The sequence below is a fragment of the Nocardioides marinus genome (assembly GCF_013408145.1).
In the GTDB taxonomy this organism is placed as follows: Bacteria; Actinomycetota; Actinomycetes; order Propionibacteriales; family Nocardioidaceae; genus Nocardioides; species Nocardioides marinus.
The window spans coordinates 3824240-3847687 of record NZ_JACBZI010000001.1 but is presented as its reverse complement, the minus strand read 5'-3'; the positions used below and the strand labels follow the sequence as shown (position 1 = coordinate 3847687).

At 72.0% G+C, this 23448-nt stretch carries 22 protein-coding genes and 2 tRNA genes; 5 read left to right on the top strand and 19 right to left on the bottom strand.

Annotated elements, in window-relative coordinates:
• The first annotated feature begins 21 nt into the window (after window positions 1–21).
• Window positions 22–477 carry a cell division protein CrgA gene (locus tag BKA05_RS18055; protein ID WP_343045747.1) on the top strand — a complete coding sequence of 152 codons (456 nt, stop codon included), beginning with the start codon at window positions 22–24 and terminating at the stop codon, window positions 475–477.
• 423 nt (window positions 478–900) lie between these two features.
• Here BKA05_RS18055 and BKA05_RS18050 read toward each other — a convergent pair whose 3' ends face one another.
• Both BKA05_RS18050 and BKA05_RS18045 read right to left on the bottom strand, forming a co-directional pair.
• Entirely contained in the window at window positions 901–1812 is a 912-nt protein-coding gene (locus BKA05_RS18050) for a rhomboid family intramembrane serine protease (RefSeq protein WP_179532667.1), read from the bottom strand.
• Window positions 1809–2321, bottom strand: coding sequence for a peptidylprolyl isomerase (locus BKA05_RS18045; RefSeq protein ID WP_179532666.1), 513 nt, complete (start codon window positions 2319–2321; stop codon window positions 1809–1811). The genes BKA05_RS18050 and BKA05_RS18045 overlap by 4 nt, the downstream gene beginning before the upstream one ends.
• Window positions 2322–2481: 160 nt before the next feature.
• Between BKA05_RS18045 and BKA05_RS18040 the strand changes: the two genes are divergently transcribed.
• Window positions 2482–3222, top strand: coding sequence for a hypothetical protein (locus BKA05_RS18040; RefSeq protein ID WP_179532665.1), 741 nt, complete (start codon window positions 2482–2484; stop codon window positions 3220–3222).
• Window positions 3223–3252: 30 nt separating this feature from the next.
• Here the strand turns inward: BKA05_RS18040 and BKA05_RS18035 are convergent, their stop codons facing one another.
• From BKA05_RS18035 to BKA05_RS18020, 4 genes are read right to left on the bottom strand one after another with little or no spacing between them, the layout of a single operon-like run.
• Entirely contained in the window at window positions 3253–4299 is a 1047-nt protein-coding gene (locus BKA05_RS18035; RefSeq protein ID WP_343045746.1) for a 1-acyl-sn-glycerol-3-phosphate acyltransferase, read from the bottom strand.
• Window positions 4300–4345: 46 nt separating this feature from the next.
• Window positions 4346–5182 carry a patatin-like phospholipase family protein gene (locus BKA05_RS18030; RefSeq protein WP_343045745.1) on the bottom strand — a complete coding sequence of 279 codons (837 nt, stop codon included), beginning with the start codon at window positions 5180–5182 and terminating at the stop codon, window positions 4346–4348.
• A gap of 19 nt (window positions 5183–5201) precedes the next feature.
• Window positions 5202–5594 (bottom strand): DUF3817 domain-containing protein, encoded by a 393-nt coding sequence (locus tag BKA05_RS18025; RefSeq protein WP_218842450.1) that lies wholly within the window; start codon window positions 5592–5594, stop codon window positions 5202–5204.
• Window positions 5591–6379, bottom strand: a complete 789-nt coding sequence (locus BKA05_RS18020) for an SURF1 family cytochrome oxidase biogenesis protein (RefSeq protein ID WP_179532663.1) — start codon at window positions 6377–6379, stop codon at window positions 5591–5593. The genes BKA05_RS18025 and BKA05_RS18020 overlap by 4 nt, the downstream gene beginning before the upstream one ends.
• Window positions 6380–6478: 99 nt before the next feature.
• On the opposite strand from BKA05_RS18020, the gene BKA05_RS18015 reads away from it, so the two are divergent.
• The 3 genes from BKA05_RS18015 to BKA05_RS18005 are packed head-to-tail and all read left to right on the top strand — an operon-like array spanning window position 6479 to window position 8781.
• On the top strand, window positions 6479–7228 hold the full coding sequence (locus tag BKA05_RS18015) for a FadR/GntR family transcriptional regulator (protein WP_179532662.1): 750 nt from the start codon (window positions 6479–6481) through the stop codon (window positions 7226–7228).
• A 1-nt stretch (window position 7229) separates the two neighbouring features.
• A complete protein-coding gene (locus BKA05_RS18010) occupies window positions 7230–7961 on the top strand; it encodes a sterol desaturase family protein (protein ID WP_179532661.1) in 732 nt (243 codons plus the stop codon).
• 13 nt (window positions 7962–7974) lie between these two features.
• Window positions 7975–8781, top strand: coding sequence for an MBL fold metallo-hydrolase (locus tag BKA05_RS18005; protein WP_179532660.1), 807 nt, complete (start codon window positions 7975–7977; stop codon window positions 8779–8781).
• Window positions 8782–8805: 24 nt separating this feature from the next.
• Here BKA05_RS18005 and BKA05_RS18000 read toward each other — a convergent pair whose 3' ends face one another.
• The 13 genes from BKA05_RS18000 to dnaA all read right to left on the bottom strand — a co-directional run bounded on the left by BKA05_RS18000 (window position 8806) and on the right by dnaA (window position 23166).
• Entirely contained in the window at window positions 8806–9702 is an 897-nt protein-coding gene (locus BKA05_RS18000; protein WP_179532659.1) for a hypothetical protein, read from the bottom strand.
• 183 nt (window positions 9703–9885) lie between these two features.
• A complete protein-coding gene (locus tag BKA05_RS17995) occupies window positions 9886–11058 on the bottom strand; it encodes a hydroxymethylglutaryl-CoA reductase (RefSeq protein ID WP_179532658.1) in 1173 nt (390 codons plus the stop codon).
• A gap of 137 nt (window positions 11059–11195) precedes the next feature.
• A tRNA-Ala gene (locus tag BKA05_RS17990) sits at window positions 11196–11268 on the bottom strand.
• A 31-nt stretch (window positions 11269–11299) separates the two neighbouring features.
• Window positions 11300–11422 (bottom strand): DLW-39 family protein, encoded by a 123-nt coding sequence (locus BKA05_RS19405; RefSeq protein WP_218842449.1) that lies wholly within the window; start codon window positions 11420–11422, stop codon window positions 11300–11302.
• A 57-nt stretch (window positions 11423–11479) separates the two neighbouring features.
• Window positions 11480–11553: transfer RNA gene (locus BKA05_RS17985), tRNA-Ile, on the bottom strand.
• Window positions 11554–11687: 134 nt separating this feature from the next.
• Complete coding sequence (locus tag BKA05_RS17980; RefSeq protein WP_179532657.1) at window positions 11688–12212, bottom strand: DUF3566 domain-containing protein; 525 nt, start codon at window positions 12210–12212, stop codon at window positions 11688–11690.
• Window positions 12212–14866 (bottom strand): DNA gyrase subunit A, encoded by a 2655-nt coding sequence (gene gyrA / locus BKA05_RS17975; protein WP_218843098.1) that lies wholly within the window; start codon window positions 14864–14866, stop codon window positions 12212–12214. The genes BKA05_RS17980 and gyrA overlap by 1 nt, the downstream gene beginning before the upstream one ends.
• Before the next feature lie 138 nt (window positions 14867–15004).
• Window positions 15005–17092: a DNA topoisomerase (ATP-hydrolyzing) subunit B gene (gene gyrB, locus BKA05_RS17970; RefSeq protein WP_415836699.1), complete on the bottom strand. Its 2088-nt coding sequence runs from the start codon at window positions 17090–17092 to the stop codon at window positions 15005–15007.
• Window positions 17093–17331: 239 nt separating this feature from the next.
• Window positions 17332–17934, bottom strand: a complete 603-nt coding sequence (locus BKA05_RS17965; protein WP_343045744.1) for a DciA family protein — start codon at window positions 17932–17934, stop codon at window positions 17332–17334.
• Window positions 17924–19117, bottom strand: a complete 1194-nt coding sequence (recF, locus tag BKA05_RS17960; RefSeq protein ID WP_179532654.1) for a DNA replication/repair protein RecF — start codon at window positions 19115–19117, stop codon at window positions 17924–17926. The genes BKA05_RS17965 and recF overlap by 11 nt, the downstream gene beginning before the upstream one ends.
• 1 nt (window position 19118) lies before the next feature.
• A complete protein-coding gene (gnd, locus tag BKA05_RS17955) occupies window positions 19119–20030 on the bottom strand; it encodes a phosphogluconate dehydrogenase (NAD(+)-dependent, decarboxylating) (protein WP_179532653.1) in 912 nt (303 codons plus the stop codon).
• 72 nt (window positions 20031–20102) lie between these two features.
• Window positions 20103–21239, bottom strand: a complete 1137-nt coding sequence (gene dnaN / locus BKA05_RS17950) for a DNA polymerase III subunit beta (RefSeq protein ID WP_179532652.1) — start codon at window positions 21237–21239, stop codon at window positions 20103–20105.
• Between the two features lie 442 nt (window positions 21240–21681).
• Complete coding sequence (gene dnaA, locus BKA05_RS17945; protein WP_179532651.1) at window positions 21682–23166, bottom strand: chromosomal replication initiator protein DnaA; 1485 nt, start codon at window positions 23164–23166, stop codon at window positions 21682–21684.
• Window positions 23167–23448 lie beyond the last annotated feature (282 nt).

Below are 23448 nucleotides of genomic sequence, written 5' to 3'. Positions count from 1 at the left end.
ACACCTCGAGGAGCACCAGCCGTGAAGGACATCGACCCCTTCGACGACCGACAGAGGGGCCCCGTGCTCTCGGCACGCTTCATCGTGGCCGTGGCGTTGATGGTGCTGGGCATCGCCTGGATCGTCTACTACTACGCCGCCGTGCGCGCCGACCCGACCGTCATCGACTCGGTCGCGGGCAAGCCGGCCTTCATGGCCGACCTGCTGCGCTGGAACTACGTGATCGGCTTCGGTGCGTTCTTCCTCGGCCTGGCGGTCTCCGCCCACCCCAGCACCCCGCTGGGTCGCGGCCGCGGCATCGTGACCGGCATGCTCGGCTGCTTCATCCTCGGCCTGATCTGGATCTGCACCTTCTACGTGCTGGCCAACGACCAGCTCGACTCCGTGCCGGTCATGAACGACCTGCGCCAGTCCAACCTCTTCGTCGGCATCGGCTTCATGGCCGTCGGCTTCACCTTCGCCACGCGCTGGGAGTGACGAGGACGCGCCAGCGGACTCGTCGTTGGTGGTCGAGCGAGCGGCGCGGCTGAGGAACGAAGCCGCGACCCGCGTGTCGAGACCCAGTCAGTCGCGCGGAGGCCTCGGCCGACGACTACCCGGACCGCCCGTCGTCCCCTGTGGACGGCGGGCGGTTCTGCACATCTGGGGACAGTCCTGTGGAGAATCACACGCGTGTAGTTATCCCCAGCCCGATCCACACCCTGTGCATGGATCCCTGCCCCAGCACGCCGAACCGGCGCATTGATACGCCGGCTCGGCGAGGACCGCGGGTCGAGCCGGCGCATTGATACGCCGGCTCGGCGAGGACCGCGGGTCGAGCCGGCGCATTGATACGCCGGCTCGGCGGGAACACGGGTCGAACCGGCGCATTGATACGCCGGCTCGGCGGGGAAGGGCGGGTCAGGCGGCGAGGCGCAGCGCCACGGCGGCCAGCAGGACCACGGCGATGAGCGCCAGGCCCCCCAGCTGGTACGCCGAGCGGCGCGGGCCCCGGGGGGCGTAGACCAGCAACGCGGCGACCGCGAGGCCGCCGGCGAAGCCGCCGAGGTGCCCCTGCCAGGAGATGTTGGGGACCGTGAAGGTGATCAGCAGGTTGACCGCGATCAGCGCCCCCAGCTGCCGCAGGTCACCACCCACCTTGCGCACGCACACGACGAGGGCGGCGAAGAGGCCGTAGATCGCCCCGGAGGCGCCCAGGGTCGCCTGGTACTCCGGGCTGAGCCACAGCACCGCGGCGGAGCCGGCCAGCAGCGAGAGCAGGTAGAGGGAGAGGAAGCGCGCGCGTCCGAAGAGCTGCTCGAGCTGCGGGCCGAGGATCCACAGGGCGAGCATGTTGAAGCCGATGTGCAGCAGGGAGACGTGGGCGAAGCCCGAGGTCAGGACCTGCCACCACGCCCCGTCGGCCACGTTGGGGACCCAGGCGCCCGGACAGGCCTGCTCGACGATGGCGGGCCGGTAGAAGCCGTCGAGGACGCACCCGCCGCGGAACTGCAGCGCCAGCAGGTCGACCAGCCGGCTCGCGGAGCCACCGGTCAGCATGATCGCCAGCCAGACGCCGACGTTGACCGCGATCAGCCCGATCGAGGTGGCCGTGGCGTCGGCACGGGGTGTGCCGCCGTACGTCGTGCGGGCCTGGCGGGTGCTGCGGGCACCCTCGGCCACGCAGTCGGGGCACTGGAAGCCGACCGCCGCGTCACGCATGCAGTCCGGGCAGATCGGCCGGTCGCAGCGCTGGCAGCGGATGTGGGACTCCCGGCCGGGGTGCCGGTAGCAGACCGGCACGCCCGGCTCGGGGGTCGGAGCCTGGCTCACGCCTCGCGGATCTCCACGGTCTCGATGACCACGGGCTCCACCGGGCGGTCGCCGGGGCCGGTCTGGGTGGTGGCGATCGCGTCGACGACGTCGCGCGAGGCCTGGTCGGCGACCTCACCGAAGATGGTGTGCTTGAAGTTCAGCCACGTGGTCGCGCCGACGGTGATGAAGAACTGCGAGCCGTTGGTGCCGGGGCCGGCGTTGGCCATCGCGAGCAGGTAGGGCTTGTCGAAGACCAGCTCGGGGTGGGGCTCGTCCTTGAAGGTGTAGCCCGGGCCACCGGTGCCGGTGCCGAGCGGGCAGCCGCCCTGGATCATGAAGCCGGAGATGACGCGGTGGAAGCCCAGGCCGTCGTAGAACGGGCCGCTGCGGCCGTTGCCGGCGTCGTAGTCCTTCTCACCGGTCGCGAGACCGGTGAAGTTGGCGACCGTCTCGGGCGCGTGGTTGGGGAAGAGGTTGAGGACGATGTCGCCTCGGTTGGTCTTGAGGACGGCCTGCGAGTCAGCCATGACTGCCTTTCACGCGATCGGGGTACACCAAGGACGACGAACAGCCGTCGTCCAGCCACGATCCTCGCACGCGCGACAAGGTGGCCCTCCGCGGGCACCTTCTCGGGTGAGCAGCGGGCGTGGTTCGATGGACGTGAACCGACGAGAGGAAGTGACGCGGATGCGTCTGCGGAAGAAGAAGTCCCTCATCGAGCAGGCCGGCGACTACGTGGAGTCGGTGGTGGAGACGGTGCGCCCGCAGGTCGAGGCCGCGATCTCCGAGGCCCGTGAGAAGGCCGGTCCCGCCATCGCCGATGCGCGCGAGAAGGCCACGCCCTACCTCCTCGAGGCCCGTGACCGGGCCGTCGAGCTCAGCGGCGAGGCGCGCGAGAAGGCCGCTCCGGCGATCGCCGACGCCCGCCGCAAGGCCGCGCCGTACGTCGCCTCCGGTGCCGCCTACGCCTCGGCGAAGGCCGGGGAGCTCGGCGAGCGCGCCAGCACCGGCCTCAGCGAGGCCAACACGGCCCTGGCCGGCACCGCCGCCGGTGGCGCGGTCGCCGCGAAGGTCGCCGAGCTCAAGGGCGAGGAGCCGAAGAAGAAGGGCTCCAAGCTCAAGAAGCTCGTGCTCATCGGCGGCCTGGCCGGTGCGGTCGCCGTCGTGGCGAAGAAGCTGCAGGGCGGCGGTCAGGATTCCGCGTCCTGGCAGTCCTCCTACGTGCCGTCCCCGCCGCCGCCGGCCTCCCCGGCACCGGCCTCCCCGGCGGCTCCGATGTCCGGCGCCGACACCGCCGCCGGCAGCGAGGCCGACGACACCGGCGGCTCCTCGCCCGACGAGGCGCTGGCCGACGGCGCCGAGGGCAAGCACGCCGCGACCACGCCCGACGACCCGGCCGAGGTCGTGGAGATCGACGAGGACAAGTAGGCCCGAGCGGGCGCTCGCAGTGCCCGCGCGTCACGAGCGGCCGGGGGAGTCCGCCCCCGGCCGTTCGTCGTCCCGCGGGCGTCCGTCGGCCACCACCCGGTGCTGCTCGACCCAGTCGTCGATGCGCTCCCACCAGCCGTAGAGCCAGTCGATGCGCGCGTCGCGGTCCGCGGGGATCTCCGCGCGCGGCACCTGCCACCACTTCATGGTGATCTGCTTGTCGATCGGGATCGCCCGCCACAGCTCGCGCAGCGTCACGACGTGGTCCAGCCCCGTGTGCGCCACGAGCACGACGTCGGCCTCCGGGGCGGCGTCCAGGGCGGCCAGCAGACCACCGGGCCGGGGCGCCAGGACGTGCACCATCTCCTCGGCACGCCGGGCCATCCCGTGCAGCCCGAGCCGCTCGAGCCGCTCGATGGCGCCGGAGCGACGGGCCTGGGTGAAGTTGCCGCCCTCGGGGAAGATCACGAAGGCGTCGTTCTCGTCCAGCCCGGTCGCCAGGGCCGCGATCTCGGTCTCCAGGTCCATGCCCCGGCCCGGTGTGATGAAGCGCGCCGGGATGCGGTGCAGCAGCGTGTCGATGACCGGGTCCCAGGCCAGCGTCGCCTTCAGCACGACCCGAGGCTCCCGGGAGTACCACGCCATCAACGTGTGGATCAGGGTGAAGGAGTCCCCGGGCCCTGCGTGCCGGCAGCACACCAGGATCGGCACGCCCGGGTGGGCGTCGGGCACGGAGCCCTGGCTGACCACCTCCAGGTGCAGCACGCGTCGGGCCTCGGCGAAGAGCACCGCCATCACGCCCTGCACCAGGTCGTAGTGGATCCCCTCGAAGTACGACGTGCGCAGCCTGCGCCCGCAGCCCGACGCCAGCCACAGCCCGAGCAGGATCGCGAGGAGGACCGCCTCCATCGTCAGGTAGACGACGACCATCCACAGCAGCCGCGGAGCACGCCACCGCCCCGGCAGGAACGGGGAGGCCGCGGCCGCGACGAGCAGCCACAGCGGCAACGTGGTCCACAGCAGCACGGTCAGCCCGAGCACCAGCGGCACGCTCACCAACCGTCTCAGGACCCGCACGGGGTCCATCACACCACCGCCGACCCGCGGACGCGGAGACGTGGGATCAGGAGAGATGGGCGTCGAGGTAGGCCGCCCCGGCCTCACGGCTGAGCCGGATCCGCTCCGGCACGTCGCTGAAGTCCCGGGTCGCCCACACCGAGTCGTCGCGGTCGGAGGTGCCCCCCGTGGGGAGCACGTGCGCCTCGACGTCGACGGGCAGCTCGTTCATCTCCCGGTGGAACCGGTGCCGACGGGCGATCTCGAAGGAGACCCGCGCGACGTCCCAGGGCCGCCGCGGCGGCGAGAGCGGGCGCTCGACCCGGCCGACCTGGAGCACGAAGATCCGGGTCGCGCCGAGCTGGTGGGCGCGTGCGACGGGCACGGAGTTCACGATCCCGCCGTCGAGGTAGTGCTGGCCGTCGATCCGCTTCGGCGGCAGCAGACCGGGTACGGCGGCGCTCGCGACCACGGCCTCGACCACGTCCCCGCTGTCGAACCAGTGCTCCGCGGCCCTCTCGATGTGGGCCGCGCAGACCTGCATCGGCACCGCGAGGTCGGCGAAGGTCACCTCGCCGAGCTCCTCGCGCAACCGGGTGGCCAGCGGCTTGGCCGACCACACGTGGGTCCCCGTGGCCACGGCCCGGCGCACCGCGCGCAGCGGGCTGTCGCCGTACACCTCGCGCGAGGAGGCCGCGACCCCCTGCCACAGCTCGGTGAGCCGGTCGACGACCCCGAGGGTCGGGTCCTGGGCGACGAAGGCGCCGTTGAGCGCGCCCACGCTGGTGCCGAGGACCAGGTCGGGGGTGATCCCCCGCTCGAGGAGCGCGCCGAGCATGCCGACCTCGACGGCCCCGAGCGCGCCGCCGCCGCCGAGGACGAAGGCGGTGCGGGGCTGGGTCACGGTGGGTCCTGGGGCGTCGTCAGGCGGGGAGCGGCTCGTGGACCTCGGTGCGCACCCGCTCGGTGGCGCGGTGCTCGGCCCAGAAGCTGAGCAGCGGGACGGTGCCGCAGACCAGCGTCACGGCGGTGAAGGGGATGTCCCAGTCGGCGCGACGGGAGAGCCAGAAGGCGCAGAAGAGAAAGATCATGTAGAGCCAGCCGTGCGCCACGCCGAGGTAGGCGGAGATGTCGGAGCCGAGCTGCCAGCCGCTCCCGGACCCCTCGGCCAGCCAGGCGGCGTCGGAGACGAGGTAGCCGTAGTGCAGCGGCAGGCCCACCAGGCACAGCACCACGAGGAGCAGCCCCACGACGGTGGCCATGAAGCGGTAGGCGCGCAGCGGCGTGCGCAGGTCCTCGGGCAGGTCGGTCGTCACGTGCCCGACGGTACCGGGGGTCCGGAGGCCGACTCCTGCTCGGCGGCCTCGCCCCGGCCCGCACGCGTGACGTCGCGCACGTAGCGCCACCACACGAAGGCGGCGAAGCCGCCGAAGACGACCCACTCCAGGGCGTAGAGCAGGTTGCGCAGGCCGGTCCCGCCGGCCGGCGGGGGCAGCTCCTCCAGGTCGGCCGGCACCAGGGTGTCGGCGCCGGGGACCACGGGGGAGCGGTCGTGGTCGAGGACGGCGTAGGCGCCGTACAGGTCCTGCTCGACGTGCTGGATCAGGTCGGCGGTGCGGACCTGGGGGATGACGTCGTCGGTGCGGTCGGTGTCGGTCTCGCCCGTGCCGTCAGTGGGCTGCAGCCAGCCGACGACCGCCCCGTCACCGCGCGGCGGTGCGGGGGCGCGGTCGGGGTCGGCGGTCCAGCCGAGCACCACGGGGAGGGCGGGTGCGTCGGCCCCGCCGACCGCCAGCGGCGTGACGAGCCAGTAGCCGTCGCGCCCCTCGTGGCGGCGGCCGGAGACCAGCACCGTGCCCGAGGGCACCCAGGTGCCCTCGACGGTGACCGGCTGCCCCACGCGGTCGCCGGGGTAGCGGTCGTCGGGACCCATCACGTCGGTGAGCGCGAGCGGGGTGGCCTGCGTCAGGTCGACGGCCTCGGCGGCGCGGCGCGCCTGGTAGGAGTCGTACTGCCACCAGCCCAGGCCGGCGGCCGCCGCGACCAGCACCAGCGCCAGCAGGTGGGCGCCCCAGTACCGGGGGGCGAGGACGGCGAGCACCCTCCCAGGGTACGGAGGCGTTCGACGGCCACCGTGCCCGGTCGAAGACAACTGGTCTGACCACTTGACCTCTGTCCGCAGGCTCTCTACGGTCGCCACATGGCCCTCCAGCGCGTCGCGCGCCGCTCCGTCCCCGACGAGGTCTTCGACCAGGTGCTGGCCGAGGTCGTCGACGGCGGCCTGGCCCCGGGCGAGCAGCTGCCCAGCGAGCGCCGGCTCGCCGAGGTCCTCGGCGTCTCCCGGCCCGCCGTGCGCGAGGCGCTGCAGCGGATGGCCGCCACCCGGCTGGTCGAGGTCCGCCAGGGCGAGGCGACCACGGTGCGTGACTTCAAGCGGTACGCCGGACTCGACCTGCTCCCGCGCCTGCTGGTGCGCGCCGGTGGGCTCGACACCGCCGTGGCGCGCAGCGTGCTGGAGGCGCGGCTCGCGGTGGGCCCCACGGTGGCCGCCCTCGCGGCCCAGCGCGGCGGCCCCACCCTGGCGGCCGCCCTGGGCGACGTGGTCGACGCCCTCGCGGTCACCGACGACGACGTGGAGCGACAGGTGCACGCCCTGGAGCTGTGGGACCAGGTGGTCGACGCCGCCGACTCGCTGGTGTTCCGGTTGATGTTCAACAGCCTGCGTGCCGCCTACGAGCCGGCGCTGGAGGCGCTGGCCCCCGTGATGGCGATCGAGGTCGGCCAGGTGGAGGCCTACCGGCTGCTCGTCTCCGCCATCGCCTCCGGCGACCCCGAGGTCGCCCGGGCGGCGGCCGACCGGGTGCTGCGGCCCGCGACCGACGCCATCCTCGGCGCCCTGAGCGAGCTGGGGGACGCCGCCACGACCGACCACCCGAGCACGGAGGACTGAGATGACCCGCGTCGACCCCCGGATCGAGGCCGCCGCGTCCCGGCGGCTGGCCGCCGACGAGGACCGCATCACCGGTCAGGCCAGGCGTCGCGAGAGCCTGCCGCTGCGCGGCGCCTGGCGGGAGTTCTGGCGGCACCCGAGCCCGCCGATGATCACCGCTGCGCTGGCCGTGGCGCTCACGGGGCGGGTGCTGGTCGAAACCGGGTCGGCGTGGGAGCTGCTCGTCCCGGCGACGCTGCTGGCACTGTTCCCCCTCATCGAGTGGGTCGTGCACGTGGTCGTCCTCCACTGGCGGCCCCGGCGTCTGGGCCCGCTGACCCTCGACTCCCACCTCGCCCGGGAGCACCGCGCCCACCACGCCGACCCGCGCGACCTGCCCCTGGTGTTCATCCCGTGGCGAGCCCTGCTGTGGTTGCTGCCGGCCTTCGCGCTGGCCGGCTTCGTGCTGGCCCCGACCGGGTCGTGGGCGTGGACCTTCCTGGTGTCGTCGTACGCGATCATGCTCGGCTACGAGTGGACCCACTACCTCGTGCACAGCGACTACCGGCCGCGCTCGCGGTGGTACCGCGCGGTCTGGCGCAACCACCGGCTGCACCACTACAAGAACGAGCACTACTGGTTCGCCGTGGTCACCGCCGGCACCGCCGACCGGGTGCTCGGGACCTACCCGGAGCCCGGCAGCGTGTCGTCCAGCCCGACGGTCAAGACGCTGCACGCGACCGAGCGGGCCTGACAGACTCCCCTCCGTGCGAGTCCACCACCTCAACGCGGCCACCATGCGTCCCGCCGGCACCCTCGGCGGCCGGCTCTCCCCGAGCGAGATGGTCGCCCACACCCTCGTGGTCGAGCGCCCCGAGGGCCTGCTCCTGGTCGACACCGGCTTCGGCCGCGACGACGTGGCCGCCCCGAAGCGCCTCGGGCAGCCGTTCCGGGCCATGGTGCGACCGGCGCTGGACCCGGCCGAGACCGTGCACGCCCAGCTGATCGGGTTGGGCCTCGACCCGGCCGACGTCACCGACATCGCGCTGACCCACCTCGACCTCGACCACGCGGGCGGGCTGTCGGACTTCCCCACCGCGCGGGTGCACGTGCACGAGGCGGAGCTGGCCGCCGCGACCGCGCCCACGCTGCGCGAGAAGGCGCGCTACCTGTCGGTCCAGTGGGCGCACGGCCCCCGGTGGGTGACCCACACGACGGCAGGGGAGTCCTGGATGGGGCTGTCCGCCGTTCGCGCCCTCACCGGCGCCGTGGGCTCGGAGGGGGAGGTGCTGCTGGTGCCCCTGCACGGCCACACGCGCGGTCACTGCGGGGTGGCGGTGCGCACGGCGTCCGGCTGGCTGCTGCACGCCGGCGACTCCTACTTCCACACCTCCGAGAAGCAGACGCCGCCCGAGCCGCCGGTCGGGCTGAGGGTCTACCAGCGGATCCTCGCCGCTGACGACCGGCTGCGCCGCGACAACCAGGAGCGGCTGCGCGAGATGTACGCCGCGCACGCCGGCGAGGTCACGGTCTTCTCCGCCCACGACGCCTCGGAGTACGCCGCCCTCACCTGAGCCGTCCGGTGGGGGCCGGGTGCGTCAGTCGGCGCAGGCGGCGAACGGCAGCGCTCGGCGCAGCGTCAGCTCGGCCGCGGCGACGGGGTCGGTGAGGCGGTACCCGATCCGTCCCGACCCGGGGTCGGCCACGCCCCCCTCGAACGCCTTGGTCACCTGCTCGTCCTCGGCCGCCAGCGCGATCCGGGCGAAGAGGTCCTGCCGGTCGGTGCCGAGGCGGACGGTGGCCAGCGTCCCCTCCAGCGCCACGGAGTACGCCGCCAGCGGCTCGAGCCCGCTGGCGCCGGCCGGGGCCGGGACGCACCCGCGCTCGACGTAGGTGCCGACCGCGTTGCCGGTCACGAGCATGCCGGTGGGGTCGTCGTCGCCCCACGGGTCGGTCGCGTCGACCGCGGCGCCCGAGAGCACCAGCCCGGCGTCGACGTCCACGACCGCGTCAGCCAGCGGACCCACCCCGGCGTCGACCGCCTTCTGCACCGCCCGCGGGTCGATGATCGTGTGCAGGCCGAGGATCCAGCCGACCTCCTGGCCCTGGTCGTCGAAGAGGCGGGCCTCCCAGCCGACGTCCTCCTGGGCGAAGGAGTGGTCGCGCAGCAGCTGCGGCCCGACGGGGCGCAGCAGTCCGTCGCTGAGGATCGCCGTCTGGCGTCGGGCGCGGTCCCAGAAGTCGTTGCGCTCGCGCTGCGGCAGGTCGCTGGAGAGCTCCTCCAGCCCCAGCTGCAGGGCGGCCCGGTCGAAGTCGGTGACGGTCACGGCCGTGACGTCGCCCGGGACGTGCGCCAGTGCTCGTTGGGCGGGGGTCGTGTCGTCGGGGCTGACGGTCAGGGTCGCCTGCGGCGCGGCCGGCTCCTGGCCCTGCGGGGCCGGGCTGGAGGAGGTGCACCCGGTCAGCGCGGCCGCTCCGATCAGCAGCCCCGCCACGCCTGCGAGGGTCCGGGACCCGAGGGTCCGCTCAGCTCCGGGTCGTGAGGCGCGCACCCGCAGAGTGTGCCATTCCCGACCGCCCCAGGTGGCCGAGACGGCACTCACGCACGGCCGAGAGGTCGCTCACGCACGGTCGCGGGGTCAGGGCCGGGGGTCAGGGCCGGGGGTCACGGCCGGGGGTCAGGGCCGGTTGCGGCCGAGGTCGTCGTGGGCCTGCACCCACTCCTCCGCCACGACGGCCGACCCCAGGGACAGCTCGCCGGCCAGCACGGTCGCCGCGATGATCTCGGCCAGCTTGAGGACACCCCCGCTCCCGTAGCAGCCGAGCAGCTCCAGGCACTCGCGCTGGGTGGCCAGGCCGGTGCCACCGCCGTACGTCGCGACGATGAGGGAGGGCAGCGTGACCGAGGCGTAGAGGTCACCGTTGGGCAGCAGCTCGGAGAAGCCGTAGAGCGCGGAGGACTCGGCGACGTTGGCGACGTCCTGCCCGGTGGCGATGAAGACCGCGGTGATGCCGTTGGCCGAGTGGTTGCCGTTGTTGTTGGTCACGCTCATGATCGAGCCGAGCTGGCCCTTCATCCGCGCGGCGTAGAGCTTGTCGGTCGAGACGTGCATCTGCTCCTCGACCAGCGCCGCGGGCAGGGTGATCTCGGCGACCACCCGCTTGCCGCGGGTGTGCAGCATGTTGACCACCGAGGTCTTCTTGTCGGTGGCGAACTGGCCCTCGAGCAGGAAGTGCAGCTCGCCGGGGTAGTGCTGCTTGATCCACGCGCACGCGGCGAAGGTCGCCTTGCCTGTGAGGTTCTGGCCGGCTGCGTCTCCGGTGGAGTAGTTGAAGCGCGTGTAGAGGTGCTTGGACGCCGCGAAGGTCTGGATGTCGAGCAGCCGTCCGGTGCTCGTGGTGGTCTGCGCAGCCGCGGCGATCTCGTCGAACCGCCCGTCGAGCCAGACCTTGAAGTCGCGCGCCTCGCGCGCGCTGGCGAAGGAGAAGACCGGGGCGCGCTGCATGCGGTCGTCGAGGACGGTGGTGGTGATGCCGCCGGCGGCGCGGCACAGCTTCATCCCCCGGCTGTAGGACGCGACCAGCGTGCCCTCGGTGGTCGCCATCGGCACCACGAACTCGCCCCGCGCGTGCTCACCGTCGACCAGCAGCGGACCGGCCAACCCGATCGGCACCTGGGCGACGCCGACGAAGTTCTCGATGTTCCCCGGCAGCGTGCCCGGCCCCAGCGAGTACGACGACACGTGCTCGAGCCGCGCGCCGGTCTGCTCCTCGGCGTACTCCCGGCGCGCCGCGATCGCTGCGGCGGAGTAGTCGTCGGCGGGGTCGCGGGGGATCTTCGGGAGAGTCACAGCGCGACCCTAGGGGTTCAGGCGGGTCGATCGGTGGAGCCCAGGGGACTCGAACCCCTCACCCCCTGCTTGCCAAGCCCAGGATGACGCAGCCGCTACCCATTGCGCCGCGCAACAGCGGACCGCGGGTCGATCGGTGGAGCCTAGGGGACTCGAACCCCTAACCCCCTGCTTGCAAAGCAGGTGCGCTACCAATTGCGCCAAGGCCCCGGTGCGCGGAGTCCGCGCGAGACAGGGTGGGTCAGCTGTTGACCGGGTCGGTCGCCTCTGCCCACAGGGCCTGCTCGGCCTTGGACTCCTCGAGCTTGCGCTTCGCGACCAGAGCACTGCCGACGGCGAGCAGGATCAGCACGATCTTCTTCACGAGGGTCTCCTCGGTTGGGTCGGGACCCGACCCGTGAAGGCCGAGGCCGGGGTGGAGTGGGCCTAACAGGACTTGAACCTGTGACCTCTTCCTTATCAGGGAAGCGCTCTAACCGTCTGAGCTATAGGCCCGCCGCCGGCAGTGCCGACAGTGGGTTCCGGCTGCTGCCGGGACCGAGGGGAGACACTACAACAGCGCTGCTCAGGCTCCCAAAACGCGGTGAGCGAGCGACCTCTCGGCCGTGCCCGAGCGACCTCTCGGCCGCTCAGTTGTCCTCGGCCAGGGTGACGTCCACGCCCCCGAGCAGGGCCGCGCTCATGTTGTAGAGGAACGCGGTGAGGGTTGCGACGGCGGTCAGCAGGACCACGTCGATGGCGGCGATGAGCATCGTGAAGCCCAGGACCCGGGAGGTGCCGAGGTAGTTCTCGATGTCGAAGTCCGAGGCCCCCTCCTCGCCGACCACGTCGCTGACGGTGGCGTTGATGGAGTCCCAGACCCCGGCCCCGCCGAGGACCGCCCAGACCATCGCGACGGAGACGACCGTCACGATGGCGAAGGCGATCGAGAGCAGGAACGAGGTCTTCATGACCGACCACGGGTCGACCCGGGTCAGCCGGAGCCGGGCCCGCCGCGGGGGACGCCCCGACGCAGGACGGGCGGCCGAGGAGTCCTCGGTGCGGGCCAGCCGCTGGGAGATCCGCTCGGCGAGCGGAGGTCGGGCGGGGGTCTCCGCCGGCTTGCGGGCGGGACCCGGTCGGGTCGTCCGCTGCTCGGTGGAACGGTCCGTCATCACTCGTCCTCGGTCTCGGCGCTGGTGGCGGGGTCGCTCTCGATTGTTGCACCCTCGGTCGAGGGCACCCCACCGTCGACCTGCTCGGCCGCTGCACCGTCGGCCGGGCCATCGGCCGGGGCCTCGCCCTCGATCGACTCCTCCTCGTCCTCGCGGGCCTCGACGGAGCGGGCGACCACCGCGACGGTGTCGTTCTTCTTCGGGCTGACGAACTTCACGCCCTGCGTGGAGCGACCGGTGGGCCTGAACGCCTCGTCGATGGGGCTGCGCACGACCTGACCGGAGGCGGTGATGGACAGGATCTCGTCACCGTCCTCGACGATGAAGGCGCCCACGAGGCCGCCGCGGTCGGCGTTGGTCAGCGCCATCGCCTTGATGCCCAGGCCACCGCGCGACTGCAGGCGGTACTCCGAGATCCGCGAGCGCTTGGCGAAGCCGCCGTCGGTGATGGTGAAGACGTACTGCGGCTTGACCTCCGCGACCTGCTCGGCGGTCGCCTCGACGTCCGCCGACTCCTCGTCGTGCTCGGCGAGCCCGGCGGCCTCCTCGGCCGCGACCTGGGTCGCCCGGATCACCGACATCGACAGCAGCGAGTCGCCCTCGCGGAACTTCATGCCGGTCACGCCGGAGGTCGCGCGCCCCATCGGCCGCAGCTGGGTGTCGTCGGCGCGGAACCGGATCGCCTGCCCCAGCCTCGAGACCAGCAGGACGTCGTCCTCGCCGTGCACCAGCTCGGCACCGATCAGCTCGTCGTCGTCCTCACGGAAGTTGATCGCGATCACGCCGGCCTGGCGCGGGGAGTTGTAGTCGGCCAGCCGGGTCTTCTTGACCAGGCCGTTGCGGGTCGCCAGCAGGAGGTACGGCGCCTGCTCGTAGTCACGGATCGCCAGCACCTGCGCGATCGACTCGTCGGGCTGGAAGGACAACAGCCCGGCGACGTGCCCGCCCTTGGCGTCCCGCGCGGCCTCGGGAAGGTTGTAGGCCTTGGTGCGGTAGACCCGCCCGGCGGTGGTGAAGAACAGCAGCCAGTGGTGGTTGGTGGTGGCGATGAAGTGCTCGACGACGTCGTCGCCGCGCAGGGTCGCGCCGCGCACGCCCTTCCCGCCGCGCTTCTGGGTGCGGTACTGGTGACGCTGGGTCCGCTTGGCGTAGCCGCCGCGGGTGATGGAGACGACCAGCTCCTCGTCGGGGATGAGGTCCTCCATGGACAGGTCCCCGTCGGCGGCGATGATCTGGGTACGCCGCTCGTTGCCGTACTTCTCCACGATCTCGGCCAGCTCGTCGATGATGATCCGGCGCTGCCGGCTCTCGCTCGCCAGGATGTCGAGGTAGTCGGCGATCTCGGCCTCGATCTTGGCCAGCTCGTCGACGATCTTCTGCCGCTCCAGGGCCGCCAGGCGACGCAGCTGCATGTCGAGGATGGCCGTGGCCTGGACCTCGTCGATGTCGAGCAGGTCCATCAACCCCTGCCGCGCGTCCTCGACGTCGGGGGAGCGGCGGATCAGCGCGATGACCTCGTCGAGGGCGTCGAGCGCCTTGACCAGGCCACGGTAGACGTGGGCCCGCTTCTCGGCCTCGCGCAGCAGGAAGCTGGTGCGCCGCACGATCACGTCGATCTGGTGGGTCACCCAGTTGCTGATGAAGGCGTCGATCGACAGCGTGCGGGGGACCCCGTCGACCAGGGCCAGCATGTTGGCGCTGAAGTTGGTCTGCAGCTCGGTGTGCTTGAGCAGGTTGTTGAGGACCACGCGGGCGACCGCGTCACGCTTGAGCACCACCACGAGCCGCTGACCGGTGCGGTCGGAGGTGTCGTCGCGGACGTCGGCGATGCCCTGCACCTTGCCGCTGTCGGCGAGCTCGGCGATCTTCAGCGCCAGGTTGTCGGGGTTGACCATGTAGGGCAGCTCGGTGATCACCAGGCAGGTGCGCCCCTTGGCGTCCTCGTCGACCTCGATCACCGCGCGCTGGGTGATCGAGCCGCGGCCGGTGCGGTAGGCCTGCTCGGTCCCGGTGTTGCCGACGATCAGCGCACCGTTGGGGAAGTCGGGGCCCTTGATCCGCTCGATGAGGGCGTCCTGCAGCTCCTCCTTGGTGGCGTCGGGGTGCTCCAGCGCCCACGTCGCGCCCGCGGCGACCTCGCGCAGGTTGTGCGGGGGGATGTTGGTGGCCATGCCGACCGCGATGCCCGCCGAGCCGTTGACCAGCAGGTTCGGGATCCGCGAGGGCAGGACCACCGGCTCCTGGGAGCGGCCGTCGTAGTTGGGCTGGAAGTCGACGGTCTCCTTCTCGATGTCGCGGACCATCTCCAGCGCCAGCGGCGCCATCCGGCACTCGGTGTACCGCATGGCCGCGGCGGAGTCGTTGCCCGGCGAGCCGAAGTTCCCCTGGCCCTGCACCAGCGGGGCGCGCATCACCCACGGCTGCGCCAGGCGCACGAGGGTGTCGTAGATCGCGGTGTCGCCGTGCGGGTGGTACTGACCCATGACGTCACCGACGACGCGGCTGCACTTGGAGAACCCGCGGTCGGGGCGGTAGCCGCCGTCGTACATCGCGTAGAGCACGCGGCGGTGCACCGGCTTGAGGCCGTCGCGGACGTCGGGGAGCGCGCGGCCGACGATGACCGCCATCGCGTAGTCGATGTAGGCGCGCTGCATGGAGGTCTGCAGCTCGACGGGCTCGATCCGGCCGCCGGGTCCGGGGGTCGGGGGAGTGGCGCCGCCGGTGGGGGTCTCAGTCACGTGTCTGGAGCTCTCTGATCTGGTCTACGGATGTCTAGGAACGGGGCTAGAGACCTAGATATCGAGGAATCGGACGTCCTTGGCGTTGCGCTGGATGAAGGAGCGGCGCTGGTCGACGTCCTCGCCCATGAGGATCGAGAAGATCTCGTCGGCGTGCGCGGCGTCGTCGAGGGTCACCTGGAGCATGAGCCGGTTGTCGGGGTCCATGGTGGTCTCCCACAGCTCCTTGGCGTTCATCTCACCCAGACCCTTGTAGCGCTGGACCGGGTTCTCCTTGGGCAGCTTCTTGCCCTCGGCCTGACCGTCGCGCAGCAGCGCGTCGCGCTCGGCGTCGGAGTAGACGAACTCGTGCTCGTGCGGCTTGTTCCACCGCAGCCGGTAGAGCGGGGGCTGGGCCATGTAGACGTGACCGTGCTCGATCAGCGGCTTCATGAAGCGGAAGAGCAGCGTCAGCAGCAGGGTGTTGATGTGGTGGCCGTCGACGTCGGCGTCGGCCATCAGCACGACCTTGTGGTAGCGCAGCTTGTCCAGGTCGAACTCGTCGGTGATGCCGGTGCCGAGCGCGGAGATGATCGACTGGACCTCGGTGTTGGCCAGCACCTTGTCGATGCGGGCCTTCTCGACGTTGAGGATCTTCCCGCGGATCGGCAGGATCGCCTGGATGCGCGGGTCGCGGCCCTGGCGGGCCGAGCCGCCGGCGGAGTCACCCTCGACGATGAAGACCTCGCACTCGGCGGGGTTGGTCGACTGGCAGTCCGAGAGCTTGCCGGGCAGTCCGGCGCGACCCAGCAGCCCCTTGCGGTCGCGGGCCAGGTCGCGCGCCTTGCGCGCGGCGTTGCGCGCCTGCGCCGCGGCCTGCGCCTTGCGGATGATCTCGCGGCCCTCGGCGGGGTTCTCCTCGAACCACGCCCCCAGCTTGTCGTTGACGATGCGCTGGGTGAAGCCGCGGGCCTCGGTGTTGCCGAGCTTGCCCTTGGTCTGCCCCTCGAACTGGGGCTCGGCGAGCTTGATCGAGATGATCGCGGTCAGACCCTCGCGGATGTCCTCGCCCTTGACGCGGTCCTCGGGCTTCTTGACCAGGCCCCAGTCCTCGCCCCAGCCGTTGACCAGCGAGGTCAGGGCCGCACGGAAGCCCTCCTCGTGGGTGCCGCCCTCGGCGGTGTTGATGGCGTTGGCGAAGGTGTGCACCGACTCGGTGTAGGTGTCGGTCCACTGCATCGCGATCTCGAGGCTCATGTGGTTCTCGACGTCGTCGGGGGACTCGGCCTCGAACGAGATGATCGTGGGGTTGGCCGCGTGCTTGGTGCGGTTGAGGTGGGTGACGAAGTCGACCAGGCCGTTGTCGTAGCGGAAGACCTGCTCCAGCGCTCCGCCGGAGCGCTGCGGGGCGTCGCTGCCCTCGGCGGAGGTGTCGACGGTGTCGTCCTCGACCGCCTCGGCGACGGCCTCGGCGCCCTCGCGCTCGTCGCGCACGACGATCTCGAGACCCTTGTTGAGGAAGGCCATCTCCCGGATCCGGGAGGTGATGGTCTCCAGGGAGTACGTCGTGGTCTCGAAGATGTCGGGGCTGGCCCACCAGGTGATCGTGGTGCCGGTGCGCTCGCCGTCGGTCATCGGCCGCACCTGCTCCAGCGGCCCGTCGGGCACGCCGAGGGAGAAGGTCTGGCGCCACAGGTGACCGCGGTTCTTGACCTCCGCCACGACGTGGGTCGACAGCGCGTTGACGACCGAGACGCCCACGCCGTGCAGACCGCCGGAGACCTTGTAGCCGCCACCGCCGAACTTGCCGCCCGCGTGCAGCACCGTGAGCGCCAGGGTCAGGGCGGGCAGCTCCTGCCCGGGGGCGGTGTCGGTGGGGATGCCGCGGCCGTTGTCCTCCACGCGCACCGCGCCGTCGGCGCACAGCGTGACGACGATCCGGTCGCAGTAGCCGGCCATCCGCTCGTCGACCGCGTTGTCCACGATCTCCCAGATCAGGTGGTGCAGACCCCGTTCACCGGTCGAGCCGATGTACATGCCGGGACGCTTGCGGACCGCCTCGAGCCCCTCGAGGACCTGGATGGCCGAGGCGTCGTACTCCACTCCGTTGGGAGGCTGGGGAGCGCTCGGCTGGGGGGTCTCGACCGGGTTCTCCTCGGACACACGCACCTCGTCGTCTCGTGGCTCGCGGGGAGCCGTGGCACACCACGGGTCGCCCACGGCGACCCGACGCCCATGATAGCCCCTCAGAGGCCTCCAGGCCGGTAGCCGGCCCTCCGGCTGGGGAGGACGGCACTCCCAGATGGGCCCTCAGCGGCCCGGGAAGGGGTCCAGGAGCCCCTGGCAGGGGGGCGGACAGGGGTCTGTACGGACGAACGCCCCTCAGATCGCCTCCTGCGCCGTCACCCGTAGGTGTCGCGCGGCCCGCGCCCGTCGCGGGTCGACCGCGGACCCTTGCGCCAGGTGGGCAGGTGCGGACCCACGACCTCGATGACGCTCACCGTGCCCGGGCCCAGGTCCTGGTTGAGCCGCGCCACCAGCTGCGGCGCCAGCAGCGTGAGCTGGGTCTTCCAGGCGGTGGAGTCGGTGCGCACGACCAGGCGTCCCTCGGCGAAGGTCTCCGGGGTCGTGTGGCTGGCGATCTCCGCGCCGACGAGCTCGGCCCACCGGGCGAAGACACCACGCACCTTCAGGTCCAGCGCCCAACCGTGGTCGGCGACCAGGCGCGCCAGGGTGTGGTCGAGCAGCTGGGGGTCCCGGTCGTCGGCGGCGGAGGGGCGGTCGGGGTCGCCGGTACGCCGCTTGCGCCGGGGACGCCGGGGGGCCAGCCCGGAGCCGGCGACCGAGCGGGCCATCCGCCGGGCGAGGTCCAGCCCGTCGTCGGCGTGGGGCTGGTCGTCGGGTCCAGCGGCCCCGTCCGCAGCGTCGCCCCCGGCGTCCGCAGGTCTCTCCGGGGAGCCGTCCGGGGGGCCGGGGTCCTCGGGCGGGTGCTGGTCACCGGTCACGGGTGACCTCCCCGCCCGCCACCAGGAACCGGGCACCGGCGAGCGCCTGCGGCACGTCCTCGGGGACGGCCGCCGTCACGAGCACCTGCTCCGCGCCGGCCACCAGGGCGGCGAGCTGGTCGCGCCGCTCGGCGTCGAGCTCGGCGAAGACGTCGTCGAGGACCAGGATGGGGTCGTCGCCCTCGGAGCGCAGCAGGTCGTAGGAGGCCAGCCGCAGCGCGAGCGCGAAGGACCACGACTCCCCGTGCGAGGCGTAGCCCTTCACCGGGAGCCGGGGCGGGACGTGCTGCACCCCCTCCTCCTCGCCGCCCTCCTCGCCGGGCCCGAGCGTGAGCAGGAGGTCGTCGCGGTGGGGGCCGACCAGGGAGATCCCCCGGTCGAGCTCGTCGCGGCGTCGGGCCTCCACCTCCACCAGGATCCGGTCGCCCAGCTCGTGCGCGTCCAGCTCGTGCGCGCGCTCGGGGAGCTCCAGGCTCGGGCGGTACTCCACGTCGGCGGCGTCGCGCCCGGCACCGCGCGCGACGGCGGCGTACGCCGTGGCGATGTGCGGCCGCAGCGCCTCGACGAGCCGGAGCCGCTCGGCGAGCAGCTCGCCACCGGTGCGGGCCAGGTGGGAGTCCCAGACCGACAAGGTGGCCAGGGCGCCCTCGCCCGAGGAGCTCCCCCGGCGTGCGGTGCCGGCGGTCTTGAGCAGCGAGTTGCGCTGGCGCAGGATCCGGTCGTAGTCGGAGCGGACCCCGGCCAGCCGGGGGGCCCGCAGGACCAGCAGGTCGTCGAGGAACCTGCGGCGGTCCGACGGGTCGCCCTTGACCAGGGTGAGGTCGTCGGGGGCGAAGACCACGGTGCGGACCAGGCCGATCAGCTCACGCGCCCGCGGCAGGGGCGAGCGGTTGACCTTCGCCCGGTTGCTCTTCCCGGGATTGATCTCCACCTCGAGCACCGCGGTGCGTCCGTCGCGCACCACCGCCGCCCGCACCACGGCCCGCTCCGCGCCGGCGCGCACGAGCGGCGCGTCGGAGGCGACGCGGTGCGAGCTGAGCCGGGAGAGGTAGTCCACGGCCTCGACGAGGTTGGTCTTCCCCTGGCCGTTGCGCCCCACGAACGCGGTGACACCCGGCTCGAGCGGGACCTCCGCGACCGGGTAGGAGCGGAAGTCGTGCAGGGTCAGGTGCGAGACGTGCACGTCATGCCAGGTCGGGGTCCGGTCCGGGCTCGCCCGCGGAGGCCGCACGGGTGGCGTGACCGCCGAACTGGTTGCGCATCGCGGCCACCGCCTTCATGGCGGGGGAGTCGTCCTGGCGGGAGACGAACCGCGCGTAGAGCGCGGCCGTGATGGCCGGCGTGGCCACCGCGTTCTCGATCCCGGCCTCGACGGTCCACCGTCCCTCGCCCGAGTCGTCGGCGTAGCCCCGGATGGAGGCCAGGTCGGGGTCGTCGTCGAGGGAGGCGACCAGCAGGTCCAGCAGCCAGGAGCGGATGACGGTGCCCTCGCGCCAGGACCGGAAGACCTCGGTGGTGTTGTCGACGACGTCGACGGCCTGCAGCAGCTCCCAGCCCTCGGCGTAGGACTGCATGACGGCGTACTCGATGCCGTTGTGGACCATCTTGGAGAAGTGGCCGGCGCCCACCTTGCCCGCGTGCACCGAGCCGAACTCGCCCGGCGGCTTGAGCGCGTCGAAGGCGGGCTGGACCTTCGCCACGTCCTCGGGGCTGCCGCCGTACATCAGCGCGTAGCCGTTCTCGCGTCCCCAGACCCCGCCGGAGACGCCGCAGTCCACGAAGCCGATGCCCTTCTCGGCGAGCGCCGCGGCATGGGCCTGGTCGTCGGTCCAGCGGGAGTTGCCGCCGTCGACCACCAGGTCGCCCTCGCCCAGCAGCTCGCCGAGGCGGTCGACGGTCTCGTGGGTGGGGGCGCCGGCCGGGACCATCACCCAGACCACCTTGGGGCTGGGCAGGGCGTCGACGAGCTCCTCGAGGGACCCGACGTCGGCCAGCTCGGGGTCCCGGTCGTAGCCCACGACGGTGTGTCCGGCGTCGCGGAGGCGATGGCGCATGTTGCCGCCCATCTTGCCGAGGCCGACGAGTCCGAGGTGCATGGGTGATCGCTCCTAGCGCGGTGTGGGGTCGCGGTGGGTGTGTGGGTCTGCTCCTCGACCGTACCTACCGCGTCAGGAGAGCAGGCGGCGCGGCATCAGCAGGTAGCGGAAGCCCGGGTCGGAGTCGTCGTCGGTGACGCCGGAGATCACCACGGGCTTCGAGGCCTGGGTGAAGGCCAGCTGCACCGTGCTCTGGTCGATGGCGGTCAATCCGTCGAGCAGGAACTGGGGGTTGAAGCCGGTGGTCAGGTCGTCACCGGTGACGACGGCCTCGACCGACTCCGAGGCCTGGGCCTCGTCGCCCGACCCGGCGTCGAGGGTCAGCACCCCGTCGGAGAACGCCAGCTGGACGGCGGTGTTGCGCTCGGCGACGAGCGCCACCCGCTTGACCGACTCCACCAGGGACGCCTTGTCGACGGTGGCCAGGGTGAGGTGCTCGGAGGGGAAGAGGCTGCGGACCTTGGGGAACTCGCCGTCCAGGAGGCGGGTCGTCGTACGTCGCATCCCGCCCGGCCCGGCGCCCTCGAACCCGATGAGTCCGTCGCCGGCGCCGCTGGCACTGAGGGCGATGCTGATCTCGGCGCCGGCGGTCAGGGCCTTCGCGGTGTCCGCCAGGACCTTGGCCGGCACCAGTGCCGCGAGGGTCTCGTCGGGGGTGCGCGGGTCCCAGGTGAGCTCACGCTGGGAGAGGCGGAACCGGTCGGTGGCCAGCAGCGAGATGGTGCTGCCGTCGATCTCGATGCGCACACCGGTGAGGACCGGCAGCATGTCGTCGCGCCCGGCGGCCGTCACGGCCTGCGCCACCGCGTGGCTGAACAGCTCGCTGGGGACGGTGCCGGTCGACTCCGGCATGGCCGGCAGGGTCGGGTACTCCTCGACCGGCATCGTCTGCAGGCTGAAGCGGGCCGAGCCGCAGGTGAGCGAGACCCGCGCGCCCTCCAGCACCATCTCGACGGGCTTGGCGGGCAGGCTGCGGCAGATGTCGGCCAGCAGCCGACCGCTGACCAGGGCGCGTCCCTTGTCGTGCACGTCGGCCTGGAGCGTCGCCCGCGCCGAGGTCTCGTAGTCGAAGCTCGACAGGACCAGGCCCTGGTCGTCGGCCTCGATGAGCAGACCGGCGAGGACGGGGACGCTGGGTCGCACCGGCAGGTTGCGCGCCGCCCAGGCGACGGCATCGGCCAGCACGTCTCGTTCGACGCGGAACTTCACGGTGGTCAGTCCTTCGGCAGGAGGGTCGGAGAGCCGGCGGGTCGGGTCGCGGTGTGCGCACGACAGGAGACCGGGGGAACCGGGAGACGAATCCTGCCACGCGGCGGCTGGCAGTGGGAGGACCGGTGGGTTTTCCCCAGGGTGAGGGTCGGGTGGAGTTCCACGGGGATCTGGGTCGGATAGGGATCCAGAGGAGTCATAGGAGCTGTGGACGCTGTGGACAACTCGGATCGTCGCAGGTCACTGCGCTCGATCGTCGTGCACAGGGGGTGTGGAGGGATGACCGGATCCGGGGCGCCTGGATGTGGACGACGCGACTCGGTGGGGAGTGGCCGGGATCCGCTCCACAGATCCTCCCCGTGTAGTTCGTAGGGATCCGGGTGCTCCTCCACAGGCCGACGACTCGGATCGGGACCACGCGGCAGGAGGCGGCGGGAGGCGGTCAGCCCTGGCGCGCCTGCATCTTCACGCGGTTCGTGAGCTCGCTGACCTGGTTGAAGACCGCCCGCCGCTCCGCGAGCAGCTGGTTGATCTTGCGGTCGGCGTACATCACGGTCGTGTGGTCCCTGTTGCCGAACTGGGCGCCGATCTTGGGCAGCGAGAGGTCGGTGAGCTCACGGCACAGGTACATCGCGATCTGGCGGGCCATGACGAGGTGACGGCCGCGGCTGGGGCCGGTGAGCTCGTCGATGGTCAGCCCGAAGTACGCCGCGGTCTGGCCGATGATGAGTCCGGCGGTGATCTCCGGCTCGCCGCCCTCGGGGATCAGGTCCTTGAGCACGATCTCGGCCAGGGTCATGTCGACCTCCTGGCGGTTGAGGTTGGCGAACGCCGTGACCCGGATGAGGGCACCCTCGAGCTCGCGGATGTTGGTCTGGATCTTGGAGGCGATGAACTCCAGCACGTCCGGCGGCGCGGTGAGCCGGTCCATGGCCGCCTTCTTGCGCAGGATCGCGATGCGCGTCTCGAGGTCCGGCGGCTGGACGTCGGTGATCAGCCCCCACTCGAAGCGGTTGCGGAGCCGGTCCTCGAGTGCCTCGAGCCGCTTGGGGGCGCGGTCGGAGGTGAGCACGATCTGCTTGTTGGCGTTGTGGAGGGTGTTGAAGGTGTGGAAGAACTCCTCCTGGGTCTGGGTCTTGCCCTCCAGGAACTGGATGTCGTCGATCAGCAGCACGTCGACGTCGCGGTAACGCCGCTTGAAGCGGTCCTGCCGGTCGTCGCGGATCGCGTTGATGAACTCGTTGGTGAACTCCTCGCTGGAGACGTAGCGCACCTTCGCGCCGTTGTAGAGCGAGCGGACGTAGTGACCGATGGCGTGCAGCAGGTGGGTCTTGCCGAGGCCGGAGTCGCCGTAGACGAGCAGCGGGTTGTAGGCCTTGCCCGGTGCCTCGGCCACCGCCACCGCGGCCGCGTGCGGGAAGCGGTTGGAGGAGCCGATCACGAAGGTCTCGAAGGTGTACTTCGGGTTCAGACGCGTCTCCAGGGCGCTGGGTCGGGTGCCGTGGTCGGGCAGCGGCGCTGCGTCCGGGGCCGGGGAGGACGGTGCGGCCTGGGGGACGACGGCGGCGGGCAGGGTGGGGCTGACCGGGTCGGGACCGAGGTCCGGGACCGACACGTCTGTCGATGAGTCGCTAGATACATATGTCGACATGTCGTCAGTGGCGATCGGTGCGTCCTCGAGCGCGGGGTTGACCGTGACGGCGATCCGGATCTCCTGGCCGAACCGGACCGACAGGGCGTCCTCGAGCTGCGCGCGCAGGCGCCCCTCCAGCTGGTGGCGGGTGAAGTCGTTGGGGACCGCGATGATCGCGGTGTGCCCGTGCAGCGTGATCGGCTCGCTGGCGCGCAGCCAGGCCCGCTGGTTGGGCTGCAGGTCGGCCACGACGCCGTGCCAGGCGGTCGCGAGGTCCGAGAGGGTGTCGTCCACGGTGAGTGCTCCGCCCTGGACCGGCTCGGGACGGGCCGGTCGTTGTGGTGGTCGTGCTGGTGGTGGTGCCGGTGGTGGTGCAAGTGGTGATGCCGGCTCCCTGCGTACGTGCTGCTGCGTGGTCCACAAGTTAATCCACAGGCTGTGAACCGGGTGCCGCGGTGGTGGCCGGCGGCGGCCGAGACCCACGACCAGGTGGAGCTGTGACACTGTCCTTGCAGGTCAGCCCCGGTATGACGACCGGAGCGGGGCGCGTCGGGGGGGACGGCCGGCTGTCGCTCG

Bases quoted from the DNA above. Each gene is read 5' to 3' on its own strand.
- BKA05_RS18045 (WP_179532666.1), bottom strand. From the start codon at position 2,321: ATGGCTGACTCGCAGGCCGTCCTCAAGACCAACCGAGGCGACATCGTC.
- BKA05_RS18040 (WP_179532665.1), top strand. From the start codon at position 2,482: ATGCGTCTGCGGAAGAAGAAGTCCCTCATCGAGCAGGCCGGCGACTAC.
- BKA05_RS18015 (WP_179532662.1), top strand. From the start codon at position 6,479: ATGGCCCTCCAGCGCGTCGCGCGCCGCTCCGTCCCCGACGAGGTCTTC.
- BKA05_RS18010 (WP_179532661.1), top strand. From the start codon at position 7,230: ATGACCCGCGTCGACCCCCGGATCGAGGCCGCCGCGTCCCGGCGGCTG.
- BKA05_RS17980 (WP_179532657.1), bottom strand. From the start codon at position 12,212: ATGACGGACCGTTCCACCGAGCAGCGGACGACCCGACCGGGTCCCGCC.
- gyrA (WP_218843098.1), bottom strand. From the start codon at position 14,866: ATGCAGCGCGCCTACATCGACTACGCGATGGCGGTCATCGTCGGCCGC.
- gnd (WP_179532653.1), bottom strand. From the start codon at position 20,030: ATGCACCTCGGACTCGTCGGCCTCGGCAAGATGGGCGGCAACATGCGC.